This is a genomic window from Pantoea trifolii (genome assembly GCF_024506435.1).
Lineage (GTDB): Bacteria > Pseudomonadota > Gammaproteobacteria > Enterobacterales > Enterobacteriaceae > Pantoea > Pantoea trifolii.
Genome location: NZ_JANIET010000001.1, coordinates 750,460 through 771,746, shown reverse-complemented (window position 1 = coordinate 771,746; position 21,287 = coordinate 750,460). Strand labels below are relative to the sequence as shown.

At 56.6% G+C, this 21,287-nt stretch carries 16 protein-coding genes and 1 riboswitch; of the genes, 13 read left to right on the top strand and 3 right to left on the bottom strand.

Translation table 11 applies throughout. The features are described 5' to 3' along the window. The first annotated feature begins 2 nt into the window (after positions 1–2). Positions 3–608: a 3-isopropylmalate dehydratase small subunit gene (gene leuD / locus NQH49_RS03445; RefSeq protein WP_008108627.1), complete on the top strand. Its 606-nt coding sequence runs from the start codon at positions 3–5 to the stop codon at positions 606–608. A gap of 34 nt (positions 609–642) precedes the next feature. Here leuD and NQH49_RS03440 read toward each other — a convergent pair whose 3' ends face one another. Beyond that, the gene (locus NQH49_RS03440) at positions 643–1,821 is read right to left on the bottom strand and encodes an MFS transporter (RefSeq protein ID WP_256695591.1); all 1,179 of its coding nucleotides are present in this window, start codon (positions 1,819–1,821) and stop codon (positions 643–645) included. Between the two features lie 257 nt (positions 1,822–2,078). On the opposite strand from NQH49_RS03440, the gene sgrR reads away from it, so the two are divergent. From sgrR to thiQ, 4 genes are all read left to right on the top strand, one after another. Then, positions 2,079–3,740 carry an HTH-type transcriptional regulator SgrR gene (gene sgrR / locus NQH49_RS03435; protein ID WP_256695589.1) on the top strand — a complete coding sequence of 554 codons (1,662 nt, stop codon included), beginning with the start codon at positions 2,079–2,081 and terminating at the stop codon, positions 3,738–3,740. Positions 3,741–3,775: 35 nt separating this feature from the next. Next, positions 3,776–3,871, top strand: a riboswitch (TPP riboswitch). Between the two features lie 47 nt (positions 3,872–3,918). Then, entirely contained in the window at positions 3,919–4,905 is a 987-nt protein-coding gene (gene thiB / locus NQH49_RS03430; RefSeq protein ID WP_256695588.1) for a thiamine ABC transporter substrate binding subunit, read from the top strand. Further along, positions 4,905–6,491: a thiamine/thiamine pyrophosphate ABC transporter permease ThiP gene (thiP, locus tag NQH49_RS03425; protein WP_256695587.1), complete on the top strand. Its 1,587-nt coding sequence runs from the start codon at positions 4,905–4,907 to the stop codon at positions 6,489–6,491. Before thiB ends, thiP begins: the two co-directional genes overlap by 1 nt. After that, positions 6,475–7,176: a thiamine ABC transporter ATP-binding protein ThiQ gene (thiQ, locus tag NQH49_RS03420; protein ID WP_256695585.1), complete on the top strand. Its 702-nt coding sequence runs from the start codon at positions 6,475–6,477 to the stop codon at positions 7,174–7,176. The genes thiP and thiQ overlap by 17 nt, the downstream gene beginning before the upstream one ends. On the opposite strand, the gene NQH49_RS03415 is transcribed toward thiQ, so the two are convergent. Then, positions 7,173–7,937 carry a DedA family protein gene (locus tag NQH49_RS03415; RefSeq protein WP_256695584.1) on the bottom strand — a complete coding sequence of 255 codons (765 nt, stop codon included), beginning with the start codon at positions 7,935–7,937 and terminating at the stop codon, positions 7,173–7,175. The two genes, thiQ and NQH49_RS03415, sit on opposite strands and share 4 nt — an antisense overlap. Before the next feature lie 164 nt (positions 7,938–8,101). Here NQH49_RS03415 and polB point away from each other — a divergent pair, with 164 nt between their 5' ends. From polB to rluA, 3 genes are all read left to right on the top strand, one after another. Continuing rightward, positions 8,102–10,462 carry a DNA polymerase II gene (polB, locus tag NQH49_RS03410; RefSeq protein WP_256695583.1) on the top strand — a complete coding sequence of 787 codons (2,361 nt, stop codon included), beginning with the start codon at positions 8,102–8,104 and terminating at the stop codon, positions 10,460–10,462. A gap of 152 nt (positions 10,463–10,614) precedes the next feature. Beyond that, complete coding sequence (gene rapA, locus NQH49_RS03405) at positions 10,615–13,521, top strand: RNA polymerase-associated protein RapA (protein ID WP_154154243.1); 2,907 nt, start codon at positions 10,615–10,617, stop codon at positions 13,519–13,521. Between the two features lie 19 nt (positions 13,522–13,540). Continuing rightward, on the top strand, positions 13,541–14,200 hold the full coding sequence (gene rluA / locus NQH49_RS03400) for a bifunctional tRNA pseudouridine(32) synthase/23S rRNA pseudouridine(746) synthase RluA (protein ID WP_256695582.1): 660 nt from the start codon (positions 13,541–13,543) through the stop codon (positions 14,198–14,200). A gap of 145 nt (positions 14,201–14,345) precedes the next feature. Here rluA and djlA read toward each other — a convergent pair whose 3' ends face one another. Beyond that, entirely contained in the window at positions 14,346–15,158 is an 813-nt protein-coding gene (gene djlA, locus NQH49_RS03395) for a co-chaperone DjlA (protein WP_061718138.1), read from the bottom strand. A gap of 182 nt (positions 15,159–15,340) precedes the next feature. On the opposite strand from djlA, the gene lptD reads away from it, so the two are divergent. Genes lptD through apaG form a run of 5 tightly spaced genes read left to right on the top strand, consistent with a single transcriptional unit; the run spans position 15,341 to position 21,241 of the window. Then, complete coding sequence (gene lptD / locus NQH49_RS03390) at positions 15,341–17,713, top strand: LPS assembly protein LptD (protein ID WP_256695580.1); 2,373 nt, start codon at positions 15,341–15,343, stop codon at positions 17,711–17,713. Positions 17,714–17,767: 54 nt separating this feature from the next. Then, positions 17,768–19,063, top strand: coding sequence for a peptidylprolyl isomerase SurA (gene surA / locus NQH49_RS03385; RefSeq protein ID WP_256695579.1), 1,296 nt, complete (start codon positions 17,768–17,770; stop codon positions 19,061–19,063). Next, on the top strand, positions 19,053–20,042 hold the full coding sequence (gene pdxA, locus NQH49_RS03380; protein WP_256695578.1) for a 4-hydroxythreonine-4-phosphate dehydrogenase PdxA: 990 nt from the start codon (positions 19,053–19,055) through the stop codon (positions 20,040–20,042). Before surA ends, pdxA begins: the two co-directional genes overlap by 11 nt. Continuing rightward, positions 20,035–20,859, top strand: coding sequence for a 16S rRNA (adenine(1518)-N(6)/adenine(1519)-N(6))-dimethyltransferase RsmA (gene rsmA, locus NQH49_RS03375; protein ID WP_061718142.1), 825 nt, complete (start codon positions 20,035–20,037; stop codon positions 20,857–20,859). Before pdxA ends, rsmA begins: the two co-directional genes overlap by 8 nt. A gap of 4 nt (positions 20,860–20,863) precedes the next feature. Continuing rightward, complete coding sequence (apaG, locus tag NQH49_RS03370) at positions 20,864–21,241, top strand: Co2+/Mg2+ efflux facilitator ApaG/CorD (protein ID WP_256695577.1); 378 nt, start codon at positions 20,864–20,866, stop codon at positions 21,239–21,241. Positions 21,242–21,287: the final 46 nt, after the last annotated feature.

Here is a 21,287-nt window from a genome sequence, read left to right as displayed (position 1 = left end):
CCATGGCGAACAAATTTACTCAACACAGCGGAATTGTGGCGCCATTGGATGCGGCCAACGTCGACACTGATGCCATCATTCCTAAGCAGTTCCTGCAGAAAGTGACGCGCACCGGTTTTGGCGCGCACCTGTTCCACGACTGGCGTTTTGAAGATGATGCGGGCACTGTGCCAACGGCCAGCTTTGTGCTGAACAAACCCGAGTTCAAAGGCACCAGTATTTTGCTGGCGCGTGAGAACTTTGGCTGCGGCTCATCGCGCGAGCATGCGCCGTGGGCGCTGACCGATTTCGGTTTCCACGTGGTGATCGCGCCAAGCTTCGCCGACATCTTCTATGGCAACAGCTTTAACAACCAGCTGCTGCCGGTGAAGTTGAGCGATGAAGAAGTGGATGAGATGTTCAAACTGGTTGCCGCGCAGCCGGGCGTGAGCTTCACCGTGGATCTGGAAGCGCAAACTGTTACGGCAGGCGATAAGACGTATAGCTTCGAAATCGACAGCTTCCGCCGTCACTGCATGATCAACGGTCTCGACAGCATTGGACTGACGCTGCAACACGAAGCGTCAATCTCCAGCTACGAAACCAATCAGCCCGCGTTCTTACGCTAAGGCAACAAGGGCGACGTGATGTCGCCCTTCTCCTTTATACATCCCGCACGCGCGACGCCAATCCCAAGGCCAGCACCGCCAGCCCCAACGCCAGCCAGTAAACCGACTCATGACCAAAGCGCTCGCTCATGGTGCCCTGAATGATGCCGGCGATAATCATGCCGGTGGAAATCGAGGTGGTGAACAGCGTCGTCGCCGCACCCGCGCGCCCCGGCATTAAATCCTGGAACCACAGCATGCCAATCCCGGCGATGATGCCGATAAAGGCAGCGTTAAACAGTTGCAACACCATCAACGCAGTACGCGACTGGAACATCACCAATCCGAGATAAAACACAATCGCCGCCACCAGCGCCAGCAGCATCAGTTTGCGTTTGCCGGTGCGCCGCGCGTAATGCCCGGCCAGTAGCATGATTGGAATCTCCAGCCCGGCGGCGGTGCCCATTAGCAGTCCCGCCAGCTTCTCCGGCAGGCCAAGCGTGGCGCTGATATACAGCGGCATATCAATGATATACATGGTGTTGCACGCCCACATGGTTACGGAGGCGATAAACAGCAACCGCACCTGACTGTCTTTCCACGGGCTGAGCTGCGTCAGTACCGCTTCAGGCGATGCCACCACGCGCGGCACCGAGGGCAAGGTGCGCCAGATCAGCAGCATGCTCAGCAGGAAAATCCCCGCCGCCACGCAAAACAGCGTCACAAAGCCGTAGTTGAGTGCCAGCGCAAACGACAGCGGCGGCCCAATCACCCACGCCAGCGACAGCTGCGCGCGCATCACCGAGCTGAACATCACCACTTCACGCGCCGACTGATCGGCATATTCGCGCGCGAGCGCGAACACCTGCGGAATCGACACGCTGGCCAGCGCCGACAAAAACACGCCTAGCGTTACCAGCGTTAAATAGTGGCGATTGAAGGCAAACAGCAGCGCATTCAGCGTCGCCATCAGGCAGCAAAACAGAATCAGGTTGCGGCGATCGCCCTGGTTATCGGAGCGTTTCGCCATCAGCAGGCTAATCACAATCCCGGCGATCGCATTGATGGTAAAGAACAAGCCGACCCAGAACGGACTCACCTGCACTTCACGCGTCAGAAACAGGCTGAGTGTCGGCGCCTGCAGCGCACCGGCCACGCCAGTCATAAACGACACCGCCATAAACGAGAGATAGACCGGATTGATGCGACGTTGACGCGTTAACAGCGATTTCATGCAGAAATCCCTTTGCGAATAAAAAAATAGGTAGAGAAATGAGGGTAGAAGATTCTACAGCAAAACGAAAAAAGCCAGCAGATAAAGCGCTGCTGGCGGTGAAAATGCACCCTACTCAGAAAGAGGTTCCACGTCGGTGGAACCGCTGGCAGAGCGCCATTCATTGCTGAATGCCTCCCGCTCTTCCATTGCCGGGCAGTATGCCTCTAATATGAGGCAGGAAAAACTGAGCGATTCTGACAAGGAGTTCCCCTTTTATGTCTTCTTCACGTTTGCAGCAGCAATTCATCCGCTTATGGCAAAGCTGTCAGGGGCAGGATCAGGAAACCACGCTCAACGAGCTGGCCGATCTGCTGCACTGCTCGCGTCGGCATATGCGCAACCTGCTCAATGCCATGCAGAGCGAAGGCTGGCTGATTTGGCAGGCGGAAGCGGGACGCGGCAAGCGCTCGATGCTGAGTTTCTGCTATACCGGCCTGGCGCTCCAGCAGCAGCGTGCTGAGGATCTGCTGGAGCAGGATCGCATCGAACAGCTGGTGCAATTGGTGGGCGATAAAAATCAGGTGCGCCAGATGATCGCGGCGCATTTAGGTCGCAGCTTCCGCCAGGGCAAACACATCCTGCGCGTGCTCTATTACCGTCCGCTGCCCAATCTGCTGCCCGGTTCGCCGCTGCGCCGCTCGGAAACCCATCTGGCGCGGCAAATTTTCAACGGCCTGATGCGCATAAATGAGGAAAAGGGGGAAATCGAACCGGATATCGCCCATCACTGGCAGCAAACCTCGCCGCTGCAGTGGCGCTTCTTCCTGCGCCCGGCGATACGTTTTCATCATGGCCGTGAACTGGAAATGGCGGATGTGATTGCTTCGCTGGAACGCGTGCGCAGCCAGCCGCTGTTTTCTCACATCAGTAAACTGGATTCGCCCGCACCCTGGACGCTGGATATCCATCTGAGCCAGCCGGACAATTGGTTACCGTGGCTGCTGGCCAGCGTCAGCGCGATGATCCTGCCGCGCGAATGGCCAACGCTGCGCCAGTTTGCGCGACAGCCAATTGGCACCGGCCCGTACAGCGTGGTGCGCAATCAGCAAACGCAGCTGAAGATCGCCGCCTTCGATGATTACTTTGGCTATCGCGCGCTGATTGACGATGTGTCGATTTGGGTGCTGCCGGAGATCAGTGATGAATTGGTGTATGCTGGAGTCAAACTGCAGGGCGAAACCGCCGACGAAAAATCGGAAGAGAGCCGTCTGGAGGAAGGCTGCTACTTTCTGCTTTACGATCAGCGCTCCGAGCTGGGCCGCGATGCGCATTTTCGCCGCTGGGTGAGTTATCTGTTTAATCCGATCGCCTTATTGAATCATGCTGGCGTCGGCTATCAGCGTTACTGGTTCCCCGCTTATGGCTTGCTGCCGCGCTGGCACCATCGCCGCGATCTCACGTCCGCCGACAAGCCAGCAGGTTTAATCCAGCTGACGCTGAGCTGGTACAGCCATCACGTTGAGCATGAAGGTATCGCCAACGCGCTGCGACCGCTGCTGGCGCAGCAAGGTGTTGAGCTGATCACCCGCGTCGTATGTTACGAAGAGTGGTTCGAGGGCGAAGGTGAGAGTGACATCTGGCTCGGCAGCGTAAACTTTACCCTGCCGCTCGAGTACGCGCTGTTTGCCCAACTGTTTGAGCTGCCGTTGATGCATCACTGCATCCCCATTGACTGGCAAGCCGATGCCGCACGCTGGCGGCAAAAGGATTTACCGTTGGCGGAATGGAGTAAGCAGCTGATCGACAGCGACTATCTGCATCCGCTGTTCCATCACTGGCTGCTGCTGGAAGGGCAGCGCAGTATGCGTGGCGTGCGCCTCAATACGCTCGGCTGGTTTGACTTCAAATCGGCCTGGTTTGCGCCGCCGGAGCTGTGATCCTTTCGCGCTGTCATATAAATGTCTAGAATGAGCCGTTCTCAACGGGGTGCCTTGAAATCAGGGCTGAGAGAAACCCGTCGAACCTGATCCGGCTAATACCGGCGTAGGGATTTGAGATGCCTCACTCCTCAGATCCTTTGCGACTCGACCTTATCTTCTCCTCAAGGAGCGCAAAGTGTTAAACAAAGTTCTGCCTGTGTTGCTGCTGGTTGCGGCACCGGCTTTCGCTGCCAAACCGGTTCTCACCGTTTACACCTACGATTCGTTTTCTGCCGATTGGGGCCCCGGTCCAGCGGTAAAAAAAGCCTTTGAAGCGCAGTGCGGCTGCGAACTGAAGTACGTAGCGCTGGAAGATGGCGTATCGCTGCTCAATCGTGTGCGCATGGAAGGCAAAAACAGCAAAGCCGATGTGGTGCTGGGGCTGGATAACAATCTGGTGCAGGCAGCGGAGAAAACCGGGCTGTTTGCCAAAAGCAGCGTTGATACCAAACCATTAACGTTGCCAGATGGCTGGCACAGCGACACCTTCATTCCGTTCGATTATGGCTATTTCGCCTTCGTCTACGATAAAAACAAACTGAAGAATCCGCCGAAGAGCCTGAAAGAACTGGTCGAAAGCCCGGAAAAATGGCGCGTGATTTATGAAGATCCGCGCACCAGCACGCCAGGTCTTGGCCTGCTGCTGTGGATGCAAAAAGTTTATGGCGACAACGCGCCTGACGCGTGGCAGAAGCTGGCACAAAAAACCGTTACCGTCACCAAAGGCTGGAGTGAAGCTTACGGCCTGTTCCTGAAGGGCGAAGGCGATCTGGTGTTGAGCTACACCACTTCTCCGGCTTATCACATTATCGAAGAGAAGAAAGAGAACTACGCTGCGGCCGAATTTAGCGAAGGCCACTATTTGCAGGTGGAAGTTGCCGCGCAGCTCGCCAGCAGCAAACAGCCCAGGCTGGCGCAGCAGTTCATGCAGTTTATGGTTTCTCCGGCTTTCCAGCAGACCATTCCCACTGGCAACTGGATGTATCCGGTGATCAAAAGCGATCTGCCAGCCGGTTATCAAGCTTTGCAGGTGCCCGCCAAGGCGTTGCAATACACGCCAGCCGAAGTGGCCGACCATCGCGCCGCGTGGATCAGCGCATGGCAAAGCGCCGTTAGCCGTTAATGTCCGGTTGGTTAATTCCCGGTAGCGCTGTCGCGCTGTTGCTGTGCGCGGTGGCGCTGCTGGCGTTTGGCGCATTGGTGATGGTTGCGCCGGCCACCGACTGGCGCGCGCTGCTCAACGACAGTTATCTGCATCATGTGCTGCTGTTCTCGTTCGAGCAGGCGCTACTGTCGGCGTTGCTGTCGGTGCTGCCCGCAATCTTGCTGGCGCGCGCGCTCTATCGCCGCCGTTTTCCCGGTCGCAACCTGTTGCTGCGCTTATGCGCCATGACGCTGGTGCTGCCGGTGCTGGTGGCGGTATTTGGCTTGCTCAGCGTCTACGGTCGCAGCGGCTGGCTGGCGCAACTGTGCGCGGCCATTGGCTTTAACTACCATTTTTCGCCGTACGGCCTGCAGGGCATTCTGCTGGCGCACGTCTTCTTTAACCTGCCGCTGGCGACGCGCCTGCTGTTACAGGCGCTGGAGAGTATTCCCGGCGAGCAGCGGCAAGTCGCCGCCCAGCTCGGCCTGCGCGGCTGGAATCTGTTTCATTTACTGGAATGGCCGTGGCTGCGCCGTCAGATTCTGCCGACGGCGGCGCTGATCTTTATGCTCTGCTTCGCCAGCTTCGCCACGGTGCTGGCGCTGGGCGGCGGACCGCAGGCCACTACGCTGGAACTGGCGATCTATCAGGCGCTGAATTTCGACTACGATCCGGGCCGCGCGGCGCTGCTGGCGCTGTTACAGCTGGGTTGTTGCTTGCTGCTGGTGTTGCTGAGCCAGCGCTTCAGTAAAGCCATTCCCACCGGCAGCCAGAGCATTCGCGGCTGGCGCGATCCGCAGGATTCATGGCAGGCGCGCATCAGCGATACTGTATTGATTGGCCTGGCGCTGCTGCTGCTGTTACCGCCGCTGGCGGCGGTAATCGTCGATGGTTTGCGCGGCGGCGTCGCCGGTGCACTGCAACAAGCGGCGCTATGGCAAGCCACCTTTACCTCGCTGCGCATCGCTATCGGTGCTGGCCTGCTTTGCGTGGTGCTGACCATGATGCTGCTGTGGAGCAGCCGCGAACTGCGACAGCGCCAGAACGTGATAGCGGCGCAGGCGATGGAGATGAGCGGCATGCTGATTCTGGCGATGCCGGGCATTGTGCTGGCGAGCGGTTTCTTCCTGCTGTTCAACGCCACCGTAGGTCTGCCGCAGCGCGCCGATGGTTTGGTGATCTTCACTAACGCCCTGATCGCCATCCCTTACGCCATGAAAGTGCTGGAGAATCCGATGCGCGATATCAGCGCCCGTTACAGCCAGCTCTGCGCTTCACTCGGCATCTCCGGTTTCAACCGTTTGCGGCTGATTGAGCTGCGCGCGTTGAAACGTCCCATTGCTCAGGCGCTGGCGTTTGCCTGCGTGCTGTCGATTGGCGATTTCGGCGTCGTCGCACTGTTTGGTAGCGCCGATTTCCGCACGCTGCCCTTCTATCTGTTCCAGCAGATTGGCGCCTATCGCGGTGCGGACGGCGCCGTCACCGCATTGCTATTGCTGCTCCTCTGCTTGTTACTCTTTACTCTGATGGAAAAATTACCGGGTCGCCATGCTGACACTGAATAACCTCGCTTACCTTTATCAGCATCTGCCGATGCGCTTCAGTTTTGCGGCGCAGGCAGGTGAACGTCTGGCGATCCTCGGTCCGAGCGGCGCGGGGAAAAGCACTTTGCTGAGTCTGATTGGCGGCTTTTTGCCGATCAATCAAGGCGCGCTGGTGATGAACGGCATCGATCATACTCACAGCGTACCGTCGGCGCGTCCGGTTTCCATGCTGTTCCAGGAGAACAATCTTTTTCCGCATCTGACGGTGCAGCAGAACATGGCGCTGGGTTTACATCCGGGCCTGAAGCTGACGCGTGAACAGCAGCAGCAAGTCGTGGATATCGCCGAGCAAACTGGCCTGCAGGCAATGCTCACGCGTTTGCCTGGCGAGCTTTCCGGTGGCCAGCGTCAGCGCGTGGCACTGGCGCGTTGCCTGTTGCGCAATCAGCCAATTTTGCTGCTGGACGAACCCTTCTCAGCGCTGGATCCGGCGCTGCGCAACGAGATGCTGCAGCTGGTTCGTTCGGTATGCGAAAGCCGCAACATCACCTTGTTGATGGTGTCCCACAGTTTGGAAGATGCTCAGCAAATTGCGCCGCGCAGTTTGGTGATCGTCGATGGGCGCATCTATTGGGATGGCAGCACTGAAAGTTTGGTGCGTGGTGAAAGTGAGGCGGCCGCCATCCTTGGCGTGACGTCGCGTTAAGCGAAGAAGACTTTCCACAGCAGGTGGCGGAAGATCGGCATCATTGGATGGAACTGGATAGCGATAAACGCGCCCAGACCCATTGTCGCCATCAGCGGAGCCAGCCAGCGCAGGCGCGCAGTCGGCAGATATTTCGTTGCCCAATCGACGGTTTTGCCGCTGCGCCACCAGCGCCACAGCAACCAGCCACCGATCCACAGCAGCAACGCCACCAGCAACAGCAACCACTTAAAGCTGCCGCCCTGCGCGGCCTGCGGCACGTCAATCGCCACGCCCGCCAGAATGCCCGGCATCAAATAAGCGGGTGGCCAGAGAATGCAGCCAATCAGGTTAGGCGGCAGGAACTTGCGCACCGGCAGTTCCAGCATGCCGGCCGCCAGCGGAATCAGCGGACGCGTCGGCCCAACAAAACGCCCTACCAAAATGGTAAGCATGCTGTGCTGATGCAGCGCATGTTCAGTTTTATCGAGCAAGCCTTTGTATTTTTGTATGTATTTCCAACGATGCAGCGGCCCCTGAAACTTCCAGCCGATGCCATACGAAACCCAATCCCCGATCAGGCAGCCAGCAAAACCTGCCGCCCACGCCGGGTAAAGCCCAATTTGTCCACTGCCGACCAGCGCCCCAAGGCTGGCCATTAATACCGTGCCCGGCAACAGCAATCCCACGAAGGCCAGCGACTCAAGGAAAGTCACCAGCGCAACGGCGATCAGCGCGTACTCCAGCGATTGCGAAAACAGGTGTTGAATCCAGGCTTCCATAAATATCCTCTGCGGAATATAGAGGCTGGATTGTCCAGAGCCATTGCGCCACCGTCAAGGCAAGAATTGTAGGACGATGTTGACAAAGTGGTGACAATTTCGCCTGCGGGACACTGTATAAACATCCATGTTATACTTCATGCAATTCATTCTCTGGAGTTAACGTGACCGATCCGCGCGCAGGTTTTCTGCTTACCCGACATTGGCGAGATACGCCGACCGGCAGCGAAGTGGTGCTATGGCTGGCAACCGACAGCGGCCCGCAGCGGCTGGTGCTGCCTGCTCAGGAATCCGTGGCGTTTGTTCCCGAGGAGTTTCGCACGCAAACCGAAGCGCTGATCCGCGATGAGCGACACACACGCCTGCAAACGCTGGCGCTGAAGGATTTCCGCCGCCGCCCGGTGTTTGGCCTCTATTGTCGCAGCAATCGCCAGCTGCAAAATCTGGAAAAGCGCCTGCGTGAAAACGGTATTCCGGTGTATGAAGCGGATATTCGTCCACCCGAACGCTATTTGATGGAGCGCTTTATCACCGCGCCGGTGTGGTTTAGCGGTGAAACGCGCGGCGACAGCGTGGTCAACGCGCGCCTGAAGCCGCATCCTGATTACCGTCCGCAGCTGAAATGGGTATCGCTGGATATCGAAACCACGCAGCATGGCGAACTCTACTGTATCGGGCTGGAAGGCTGCGGTCAGCGCCAGGTTTACATGCTTGGCCCGCCCAATGGCGATGCCAGCACGCTCGATTTTGAGCTGATTTATGTTGATAGCCGCCCGCAGCTGCTTGAGCAGCTCAACGCGTGGTTTAAGCGGCATGAACCGGATGTGATTATCGGCTGGAACGTGGTGCAGTTCGACTTGCGCGTATTGCAGAAACACGCCGATCGCTACGGCATTCCGCTGCGTTTAGGACGTCACAAGCAGGCGCTGGAGTGGCGCGAGCACGGCTTCAAACCCGGCGTATTCTTCGCACAGGCGACGGGCCGCTTGATTATTGATGGCATCGACGCGCTCAAATCCGCCTTCTGGGATTTCCCCTCTTTTAGCCTGGAAGCGGTGTCGCGCCAGCTGCTGGGCGAAGGCAAAGCCATCGACAATCCGTGGGATCGCATGGAGGAGATCAACTGGCGCTTTGCCAACGATAAGCCGGCGCTGGCGAAATATAACCTCAAGGATTGCGAGCTGGTGACGCGCATTTTCCAGCACACGGCCATCATGCCGTTCCTGCTGGAACGCGCCACGGTGAACGGTTTAGCGGTGGATCGTCACGGCGGTTCGGTGGCGGCCTTCGGCCATCTCTACATCCCGCGTATGCATCGCGCCGGTTTCGTGGCGCCGAATCTCGGCGAAGTGGCGCCGGAAGCCAGCCCCGGCGGCTACGTGATGGATTCCCGGCCCGGCCTGTACGATTCGGTGCTGGTGCTGGATTACAAAAGCCTCTATCCCTCAATCATTCGCACCTTCCTCATCGATCCCGTTGGGCTGGTGGAAGGGTTGGCGCATCCGGATGACGCCGATTCCGTGCCCGGCTTCCGCAACGCGCGCTTCTCCCGCCAAACGCACTGCTTACCGGCGATTGTGGAACAGATTTGGCAAGGCCGTGAAGCTGCCAAGCGCGACAACAATAAACCGCTGTCGCAGGCGCTGAAAATCATCATGAATGCTTTTTATGGCGTGCTTGGTACCAGCGCCTGCCGCTTCTTCGATCCGCGCCTCGCGTCATCCATTACTCTGCGCGGCCACGCTATCATGCAGCAAACACGCGAACTGATTGAAGCGGAAGGCTTTGATGTGATTTACGGCGATACCGATTCCACCTTCGTCTGGCTGAAAGGCGCGCGCAGTGAAGCGGAGGCGACGGCGATTGGTCGTCACCTGGCTGAACAGGTTAATGGCTGGTGGCAGCAGCATCTGCAATCGACTTATGGGCTGGATAGCGCGCTGGAGCTGGAGTATGAAACCCACTTCAGCCGTTTTCTGATGCCCACCATTCGCGGTGCCGAACAGGGCAGCAAAAAGCGTTATGCCGGCATGATTCGCAGCGATAGCGGCGAGCGGCTGGTATTTAAAGGCCTCGAATCGGTGCGCACCGACTGGACGCCGCTGGCGCAGCAGTTCCAGCAAACTCTCTATGGCCGCATTTTCCGTGGCGAGCCATGGCAGGATTACATTCGCGAAACGGTGGCGCAGCTGCTGGCCGGTGAACTCGACGATCAGCTGGTGTATAAAAAACGCCTGCGCCGTGCGCTGAAAGATTATGAACGCAATGTGCCGCCACACGTGCGCGCTGCGCGCCTCGCCGATGAGCACAACCGCAAGCTGCAGCGCCCGTTGCAGTATCAAAATGGCGGCTCAATTCGCTATGTGATGGCAACGGCCGGCCCAGAACCGCTTGAGGCGCGGAATACGCCCCTCGACTACGATCATTACGTCACCAAACAGCTGCAGCCAGTGGCTGACGGCATTTTACCCTTCGTCGGTGATGACTTTGCTACACTGATTACTGGGCAGCTGGGGCTTTTTTGACAGGTGACGAATGCCTTGCCATCCAGTACCATAGCGCCCTTCCTGATTCTCACCGCACACACAATCTGACCAAACACCCGTTTGGCGGTTGGGTATTGCCTGAGTACAGGTGAACTTCTTTATGGCATGTCAGAGAGTCGAGCAAAAAATATATGGTTTTTACACTGGGTCAGCGCTGGATTAGTGATACGGAAAGTGAACTGGGATTGGGCACGGTGGTCGCGATCGATACGCGCATGATCACCATGCTTTTTCCGGCAACCGGCGAAAACCGCCTGTATGCCCGAAATGATTCTCCGGTTACTCGTGTGATTTTCAATCCGGGTGACACCATCACCAGCTACGAAGGCTGGCAGATGTGCGTCGATGAAGTCCGCAACGAAAACGATTTAATGACTTACATCGGCACGCGTCTCGACACCGAAGAAACCGGCGTCGTCATGCGCGAAGTGATGCTGGACAGCAAGCTGGTGTTCAGCAAGCCGCAGGATCGCCTGTTCGCCGGTCAGCTCGACCGCATGGACCGCTTTGCGCTGCGTTTCCGCGCACGTAAATATCACAGCGAGCAATACCGCCTGCCGATCAGCGGCCTGCGCGGTATGCGCACCAACCTGATTCCGCATCAGCTGCATATCGCCCACGATGTTGGCCGTCGTCACGCGCCGCGCGTATTGCTGGCGGATGAAGTGGGCTTGGGTAAAACCATTGAAGCCGGGATGATCATCCAGCAACAGCTGTTGGCCGGTCGTGCCGAGCGCGTGCTGATTGTGGTGCCGGAAACGCTGCAACATCAGTGGCTGGTGGAAATGCTGCGTCGCTTCAACCTGCGCTTTGCGCTGTTTGATGACGATCGCTACACCGAAGCGCAGCACGACAGCGACAACGCCTTTGAAACCGAGCAGCTGATTATCTGTTCGCTCGATTTTGTGCGCCGTAACAAGCAGCGTCTTGAACTGCTGGCCGATGCCGAGTGGGATCTGCTGGTGGTCGATGAAGCGCACCATCTGGCATGGAGCGAAGACGCACCGAGCCGTGAATATCAGGTTATCGAGCAGCTGGCAGAGAAAACTGCGGGCGTACTGCTGCTGACTGCAACGCCAGAGCAACTGGGCTTAGAGAGCCACTTTGCGCGTCTGCGCCTGCTTGACCCGAACCGTTTCCACGATTTCGGCCAGTTTGTCGAAGAGCAGCAACATTATCGTCCGGTGGCCGATGCGGTGAGCTCGCTGCTGGCCGATCACGCCATTAGCAAAGACGAGATGAATCTGATCAACGATCTGATCGGTGAACAGGATATCGAGCCGCTGCTGCAGGTGGCGAACAGCGATCGCGATGGCAAAGAAGACGCGCGTAAAGAGCTGGTCTCAATGCTGATGGATCGCCACGGCACCAGCCGCGTGCTGTTCCGTAACACCCGTAACGGCGTGAAAGGCTTCCCGAAACGGGAGCTGCACCAGATTCGTCTGCCGCTGCCCGCGCAGTATCAAACCGCGATTAAAGTCTCCGGCATCATGGGCACACGCAAAAGCGCAGAAGAGCGCGCGCGTGACATGCTGTATCCCGAGCAGATTTATCAGGAATTTGAAGGCGATAGCGGCACGTGGTGGAACTTTGATCCGCGCGTTGAGTGGCTGATGGGTTACCTCACCAGCAACCGCAAAGAGAAGGTGCTGGTGATCTGCGCCAAAGCGGCGACCGCGCTGCAGCTGGAACAGGTCTTACGTGAGCGCGAAGGCATCCGCGCCGCCGTGTTCCACGAAGGTTTGTCGATTATCGAACGCGACCGCGCAGCGGCCTTCTTCGCCTCCGAAGAGGATGGCGCGCAGGTGTTACTGTGTTCCGAAATCGGTTCTGAAGGCCGTAATTTCCAGTTCGCCAGCCGTTTGGTGATGTTCGACCTGCCGTTCAATCCGGATCTGCTGGAGCAGCGTATTGGCCGTCTCGATCGTATCGGACAAATGCATGACATCCAGATTCTGGTGCCGTGGCTGGAAAAAACCGCGCAGGCGGTGCTGCTGCGTTGGTATCACGAAGGGCTGGACGCGTTTGAACACACCTGCCCAACCGGCCGCGCCATTTATGACAAAGAGTACAATCAGCTGATTGAATATCTTGCCGCGCCGGAAAATCCGCAGGGACTTGATGAGTTCGTCAGCGAAAGCCGCAAGCAGCACGATGCGCTGAAATCACAGTTGGAACAGGGCCGCGATCGCCTGCTGGAACTGAACTCCAATGGCGGAGATGCGGCTCAGGAGCTGGCGAATGCCATCGGCGAGCAGGACAACGATACCGATCTGGTTAACTTTGCACTGAACCTGTTCGATATCGTCGGTATCAATCAGGAAGACCGCAGCGATAGCCTGATCGTGTTGACACCATCCGATCACATGCTGGTGCCTGATTTCCCTGGCCTGCCGGAAGAGGGTTGCACCGTGACCTTTAACCGCAACCAGGCGCTGTCGCGCGAAGATACTCAGTTTATTACCTGGGAACATCCGCTGATCCTCAACGGTCTTGACCTGATTCTTTCGGGCGATACCGGCAGCTGTGCGCTGTCGCTGCTGAAGAACAAGGCGCTGCCGGTCGGTACGCTGCTGGTCGAGATGATCTATGTGGTTGAAGCGCAAGCGCCAAAAAGCCTGCAGCTCACCCGCTTCCTGCCGCCAACGCCGGTGCGTTTGCTGATGGATCGTGCGGGTAATAATCTGGCGGGCAAAGTGGAGTTCGAAAGCTTTAACCGTCAGCTGAATGCGGTGAATCGCCATACCGGCAGCAAGCTGGTGAATGCAGTGCAGCAAGATGTGCATGAGATTCTGACCCAGGCGGAGAAAGCGATCGTGCCAGAAGCGCAGGCGATTATCGCAGCAGCGAAAGTGGAAGCCGAAGAGAAGCTCGGCGCTGAGCTGTCACGTCTCGAAGCGCTGCGCGCGGTTAACCCCAACATCCGTGATGATGAGGTTGAAGCGCTGGAAAGCAATCGCGAACAGGTATTGGAAAGCCTGGGCGATGCCGGCTGGCGTCTTGATGCGCTGCGCCTGATCGTTGTCACGCACCAATAATGTTCAGGACCGCGACCTCATGCTGATGGAAGCTTACAACCCGCCGCTCGAACCCTGGCTGCATATTCTGTATCAGGACGAGCACATTATGGTGGTGAATAAACCGAGCGGGTTGCTGTCGGTGCCGGGCCGTCTGGAGGAGCACAAGGATAGCGTGATGACGCGTATCCAGCGTGATTTCCCGCAGGCGGAATCGGTGCATCGTCTTGATATGGCCACCAGCGGCGTGATCGTCGTGGCCCTGAATAAAGCGGCTGAGCGTGAGCTCAAGCGCCAGTTCCGTGAACGCGAGCCCTCTAAATACTATGTGGCCCGCGTGTGGGGCCATCCAGCGGCAGAAGAGGGTTTAATCGATCTGCCGCTGATTTGCGACTGGCCGAATCGGCCTAAGCAGATGGTGTGTTTTGAGAACGGCAAAGCGGCGCAAACCGAGTATCAGGTGCTGGAGTATGAAGCGACGAACAGTGCGCGCGTCAAGCTCAAGCCCATTACCGGACGTTCACACCAGCTGCGCGTGCATCTGCTGGCGCTGGGGCATCCGATTCTTGGCGACCGCTTTTATGCGCATGAAGTGGCGCTGGCGATGGCGCCGCGTTTGCAGCTGCATGCGGAGTCGCTGACGATCACACATCCGGCGTTTGGCAACAGCATGACGTTCAGGCAGCCGGCGGAATTTTAGTGATGTAGCTTGCTGTCCCCCTCCTCGGTCCTCCCCCATAAATGGGGGAGGAAGATGCTGCAATATATCAGTGTTGGAACTACATGTGGCAGCATCTCCTTCCCCCGTTTACGGGGGAAGGCCGGGATGGGGGACAACAATAAAATTACTTAAACCCCTTCTCCTTACGAATCAAATCGTAAGCCGCCTGAATCTCCTGCGCTTTTTGCTTCGCCATCTCCATCATCTCCGGCGGTAAACCTTTCGCTACCAGCTTGTCAGGGTGATGCTCGCTCATCAACTTGCGGTATGCGCGCTTGATGGTGGTACCATCATCGCTGCTTTTCACGCCCAACACGCTGCAGGCATCTTCCAGCGTTGGACCGCGTTGCGCCTGCTGATAGGCGCCGCCACGTGAAGAACCGCCGCCGCCAAATTGCTGACCGCCTTCCATCATGCGCAGGAATTGATCGAACTGCGCGCGTGAAATGCCGAGCTCTTCGGCGATCACATACAACACCTGACGTTCGTTGGGATGCAGTGAACCATCGGCAAAGGCGGCCTGGATTTGGATTTCCAGAAACATCCGAATCAGATCAAATCGGCCAAAGCAGGCGCTGCGCAGTTCGCGCAATTTACTACGCAGCGGATAGTCGCTCTGCTTGCCTTCACGGAACGCACGTTGCGCAGCAGTGCGTGCATCGCCATGCAGCTGCATACGATCCATAAATAAGGAAGCAATCTGGATATCCGCTTCGGTGACGCGCCCTTTTGACTTGGTCAAATGGCCCATCACCTGGAAGGTGGTACTGAAAAACAGCGTTTGGCGCGCCTGGTTATTGGCGAAGTAGCCCTGTCCTTTTACGCTGCGCACTTTGTCAAACATGTGACCAATGATCAGACCCAGTACAATGCCCCAAAAGCCTGCCCCGGAAAATATCCCGAGCGCCAGACCAATTACTTTTCCCCAGTAGCGCATAAACTCCTCAATTCGCCATGCTTGCGGCTGAAAATTGCATTATCATACCTGTCATTTATCTCAGCGCCTAACGGCAACGCGGACAGACAAGGATTAACACTGGCGCAACGCCGGGCAGTAAGTTAGTCTCTGACCGGATTGTCGGCATGATGCCAGTTTTCATGGAATTATCGAAACCGCGTATGAAAAAACGTATACCTACCTTGCTGGCTACCATGATTGGTGCAGCGCTTTATAGCCAGTCATCACTCGCCGACGATCTGATGTCGCAGTGCATGCTGGGCGTGCCGAGTTACAACCGCCCGCTGGTCAATGGCGACGCCAACTCGCTGCCGGTCACCATCCATTCTGATTCGGCTAAAGGCAACTATCCGAATGATGCGGTGTTCACCGGTAATGTCGACGTGCAGCAGGGCAACAGCCGCCTGCGCGCCGACGAAATGCAGTTACATCAGCGTCAGCAAGATGGCCAAACGACGCCGGTCCGTACCGTGGATGCGCTGGGTAATGTGCACTATGACGACAATCAGGTCATCCTTAAAGGTCCCAAAGCCTGGTCAAATCTGAACACCAAAGACACTAACGTGTGGAACGGTGATTATCAGATGGTTGGCCGCCAGGGCCGCGGCGATGCCGATCAGATGAAGCTGCGCGGTAATAATCGCTACACGATTCTGGAAAACGGCAGCTTTACCTCCTGTTTGCCGGGGTCCAACAGCTGGAGCGTGGTCGGCTCCGAAGTGATTCAGGACCGCGAAGAAGAAGTCGCAGAAATCTGGAACGCCCGCTTTAAGCTCGGCAATGTGCCGGTATTCTACAGCCCTTATCTTCAGTTACCGATTGGCGATCGTCGCCGCTCGGGCTTCCTGATCCCGAATGCGAAATACGGCAGTAATAATGGCTTCGAATTCATGCTGCCGTATTACTGGAACATCGCGCCGCAGGCCGATGCCACTATCACGCCGCACTATATGGAAAAGCGTGGTCTGCAGTTGCAGAACGAATTCCGCTATTTAACGGTGTTTGGTGCGGGCTTGATGGAGTTGGATTATCTCCCCTCAGATAAGCAATACAACAAAGATAAAAGCGCGCGTCCTTTGGTATCGAATGATTCCAGTGATGACCGCTGGTTATTTTACTGGCGTCATGCAGGTGTATATGAACAGCATTGGCGTTTCAGCGCCGATTATACCAAGGTAAGCGACCCGTATTACTTCAACGATCTCGACTCGAAGTACTACAGCTCCACCGATGGCTATGCGACACAAAAATTCAGTCTGGGGTACGCCGACACCAATTGGGATGCAACGCTTTCAACGAAAGATTTCCAAGTCTTCGGAAGTACCAGCAACAGAAACATCTATCGTGCGATGCCACAACTCGATCTGAACTTCTATCAGAACGATATGGGGCCGTTTGATGGACGTATTTTTGCCCAGGCAGTGAAATTCACCAACGTTGATAGCCGCATGCCGGAAGCAACGCGTTTGCATGTTGAGCCAACGCTCGATCTCCCCCTGTCTAATGGTTGGGCAAGCCTGGATACCGAAGCAAAATTCCTGGCGACCCATTATCAGCAAGATGATGTTGATTACTACAACACATCGGTTAATAGAACTGGCGACAACCAACTGAGAAATTCAGTTAACCGCACCCTGCCACAATTTAAAGTGGACGGTCGCCTGGTCTTTGACCGTGATATGGATTGGCAACAAGGCTACACGCAAACGCTGGAACCGCGTGTTCAGTACCTTTATGTCCCATATCGTAACCAGAGCGATATCTATCCGTACGACTCTACGCTGCTGCAAACTGACTATACTGGCCTGTTCCGCGATCGTACCTACAGCGGTCTGGATCGTATCGCTTCGGCTAACGAAGTGGCGACTGGCGTGACCACGCGTATTTATGATAACGATCTGGTTGAACGTTTTAACGTTTCTGTGGGTCAAATCTACTCGTTTACCCCGTCTCGTACCGGTGTAAACCAGACGAACAAAGAAGATGACACTGGCAGCCTGGTTTGGGCCGGTGACACTTACTGGAAAATCAGCGATCGCTGGGGGGCGCGTGGCGGTCTGCAGTATGACACCCGCCTTGATAACGTCGCGCAAGGTAATGCCGTGCTTGAGTATCGTCAGGATGCCGATCGTATGGTGCAGCTGAGCTATCGCTACAGCAGCCCGGAATACGTGGCGCAGGCGCTGAACAACTCAAGCCTGGTGACTAACCCGATCTACAAAAACGGGATTTCACAAGTGGGCGGCACTGCCAGCTGGCCGATTGCGGACGCCTGGTCACTGGTGGGCGGTTATTACTACGATACTCGCAACAGTCGCCCGGCTGAACAGCTGGTCGGCCTGCAGTACAGCTCCTGCTGCTATGCCATTCGTCTGGGTTACGAACGCAAGATCAACGGTTGGGAAAACAACGACAGTAAGTATGACAACCAAATCTCATTCAACATTGAGCTGCGTGGTCTGAGTTCCAACTATGGCTTAGGCACTAATGAAATGCTGCGTCAGGGCATCATTCCTTACCAGCGCGCTTTCTGATGTTGTGATGTTTGACAGGCTCTCCCGCAGTGCGGAAACAACAATGGATAAAGTATGAAGAACTGGAGAATGCTGATTCTTGGTGTAGCGATTACCGCTAACACTGCGTTCGCAGCCCCACAAGTGGTTGATAAAGTTGCCGCTGTCGTGAACAACGGCGTGGTACTGGAAAGTGACGTTGATAACATGATGCGCACCGTGAAATCACAGGCGCAGCAGGCAAACCAGCAACTCCCGGATGACAAAACCTTGCGTCATCAAATCCTTGAACGCCAGGTCATGGATGCCATCATTCTGCAAATGGGTGAAAGAGCGGGCGTGCAGATTAACGATCAGCAACTGGATCAGGCGATTCAGAACATTGCCGCACAAAACCGCATGAGCCTCGACCAGCTGCGTAGCCGTTTGGCCTACGACGGTATGAACTACAACGTCTACCGTGCACAGATCCGTAAAGAGATGACGATTGCCGAGGTGCGTAACAACGAAGTGCGTCGCCGCGTCACTATCCTGCCGCAGGAAGTGGATACGTTGGCTTCGCAGGTCGGCGCGCAGAACACGCAAGGTACTGAACTGAATATCAGCCAGATTTTGCTGCCGCTGTCAGAAAACCCGACGCAGCAGCAGGTTGACGACCAGGAAACGCTGGCTCGCCAACTGGTTGCTCAGCTGAAAGGCGGCGCCGATTTCGGCAAGCTGGCAGTAACTTACTCGGCCGATCCGCAGGCGCTGAAAGGCGGCAACATGGGCTGGGGCAAAATCGAAGAGTTGCCAACGCTGTTCTCGCAGGCGCTGAGCACCGCGAAGAAAGGCGATATCGTCGGTCCAATCCGTTCAGGTGTCGGCTTCCACATCCTGAAGGTGAACGACCTGCGCGGCGAAAGCAAAAGCATCTCTGTAACGGAAGTGCATGCGCGTCACATTCTGCTGAAGCCGTCACCGATCCTGACTGACGCGCAGGCGCAGGCGAAGATCGAACAGATCGCGGCCGACATTAAAAGTGGTAAAACCACTTTCGCAGCAGCGGCCAAAGAGTTCTCAGACGATCCGGGTTCGGCGAACCAGGGTGGCGATCTTGGCTGGGCATCTCCGGAGATTTACGATCCGGCATTCCGCGATGCCTTGCTGAAGCTACAGAAAGGCCAGGTTAGCCAGCCGGTTCACTCTTCCTTTGGCTGGCACTTGATTCAGTTGATGGATACGCGCCAGGTTGATAAGACCGACGCCGCGCAGAAAGAGCGCGCCTATCGCATGCTGTTTAATCGTAAATTCGCGGAAGAAGCGCAAACCTGGATGCAGGAACAGCGCGCCAGTGCTTACGTGAAGATTCTCGATAACAATGGTCAGTAATTATCGTGTGGTGATCACGCCCGGCGAACCCGCCGGGATTGGTCCCGACCTCACCGTTCAACTGGCGCAGCAAAACTGGCCAGTTGAATTGGTGGTCTGCGGCGACGGCGAGCTTTTGCGCCGTCGCGCTGCTTTATTGGGTTTGCCGCTGACGCTGCGTGATTATCAACCTGCAGTAGCACAACCGCAGCAGGCCGGCACGCTAACGCTGCTGCAGGTCGATACCGCTAAACCGGTGACTGCAGGTGAACTCAACGTTGCGAACAGCCACTATGTACTGGAAACGCTGGCGCGCGCCTGTGACGGCTGTCTGAACGGCGAATTTGCCGCGCTGATTACCGGTCCGGTGCATAAAGGCGTGATCAATGATGCCGGCATTCCGTTTACCGGTCATACTGAGTTTTTTGCCGATCGCGCCGGTGGCGATTTAGTAGTGATGATGCTGGCAACGGAAGAGTTGCGCGTAGCATTGGCCACCACGCATCTGCCGCTGAAAGATGTTTCTGCCGCGATTACCCGCGACACGCTGCATGAAGTTATCACCATTTTACATCGTGATCTGCAGCAGAAATTTGGTTTACCCAATCCCCATATCTTCGTCTGCGGCCTCAATCCGCACGCCGGCGAAAGCGGCCATATGGGCCGCGAAGAGATTGATACCATCATTCCGGCTCTCAACGAACTGCGCCAGCAAGGCATCCAGCTCACCGGACCTCTGCCAGCCGATACGCTGTTCCAGCCGAAATACCTGCAACATGCCGATGCGGTTCTGGCGATGTATCACGACCAGGGCTTACCGGTGCTAAAATTTCAGGGGTTTGGCCGCGCGGTGAATATCACACTTGGCCTGCCCTTTATCCGGACTTCTGTCGATCACGGCACCGCGCTTGAATTAGCCGGTCTCGGCCAGGCAGAACCGGGCAGCTTTATCACGGCGCTTAATCTCGCCATCACTATGATCAAGAGCAGTAATGAATAATCGCGTCCATCAGGGGCATTACGCCCGTAAACGTTTCGGGCAGAACTTCCTGAACGATCAGTACATTATCGATAGCATTGTCTCCGCCATTCACCCGCAAAAAGGTGAAGCTATCGTGGAAATCGGCCCCGGCCTTGGCGCATTAACTGAGCCGGTAGGCGAACGTCTGGATGAGTTGACCGTAGTCGAGCTGGACCGCGACCTTGCCGCGCGTCTGCAAACGCACCCGTTCCTCGGTCCAAAGCTGACCATTTTCCAGCAGGATGCGATGACCTTTGATTTCTCTGCGCTGGCGCAAGAGAAAGGCCAGCCGCTGCGCGTGTTCGGCAACCTGCCGTACAACATCTCGACGCCGCTGATGTTCCACCTTTTCAGCTATACTGGTTCGATTAAAGATATGCACTTCATGCTGCAGAAAGAAGTGGTGAATCGTTTAGTCGCCGGTCCGGGCAGCAAAGCTTACGGTCGTTTGAGCGTGATGGCGCAGTACTATTGCCAGGTGATTCCTGTGCTCGAAGTACCACCAGAATCGTTCACGCCGGCACCGAAAGTGGAATCGGCCGTGGTGCGTTTAGTGCCGTATATGCAACCGCAGCATCCGGTTAGCGATATTCGTCTGCTGAGCCGCATTACCACCGAAGCCTTTGGTAAACGCCGTAAAACGCTGCGCAACAGCCTGGCTCATATGTTTGCGGCTGGTGCGCTGGATCAATTAGAAATCGATGCCTCGCTGCGTGCAGAGAACGTCTCTGTGGCGCAATATTGCCAACTGGCAAACTGGTTGAGCAAGCATCAGGCTGAAACTCCGGAGAGTTGAGTGCATGAGTGAACTGGCCCGCGTCTGTATCCATGTGCATAGTCAGTATGTGGAATCGCAATCCTTGCCCGATGAGGATCGTTACGTGTTTGCCTACACCGTCACCATTCGCAATTTAGGGCGCAGCAACGTACAGCTGCGCAGCCGCTATTGGCTGATCACTAACGGCAACGGTCGCGAGACTGAAGTGCAAGGTGAAGGCGTGGTCGGCGAACAGCCGCACATTGCGGCCGGCGGCGAGTATCAGTACACCAGCGGCGCGATTCTGGAGACGCCGATGGGCACCATGCAAGGTCACTATGTGATGGTCGATGATGCGGGCGAAGAGTTCCACGTCGAGATTCCGGTGTTCCGACTCGCGGTGCAAACCCACATTCACTAATCCCTTCCGCCCGGCCCGTCCGGGCGGCGCGTTTTAATCGGACTGA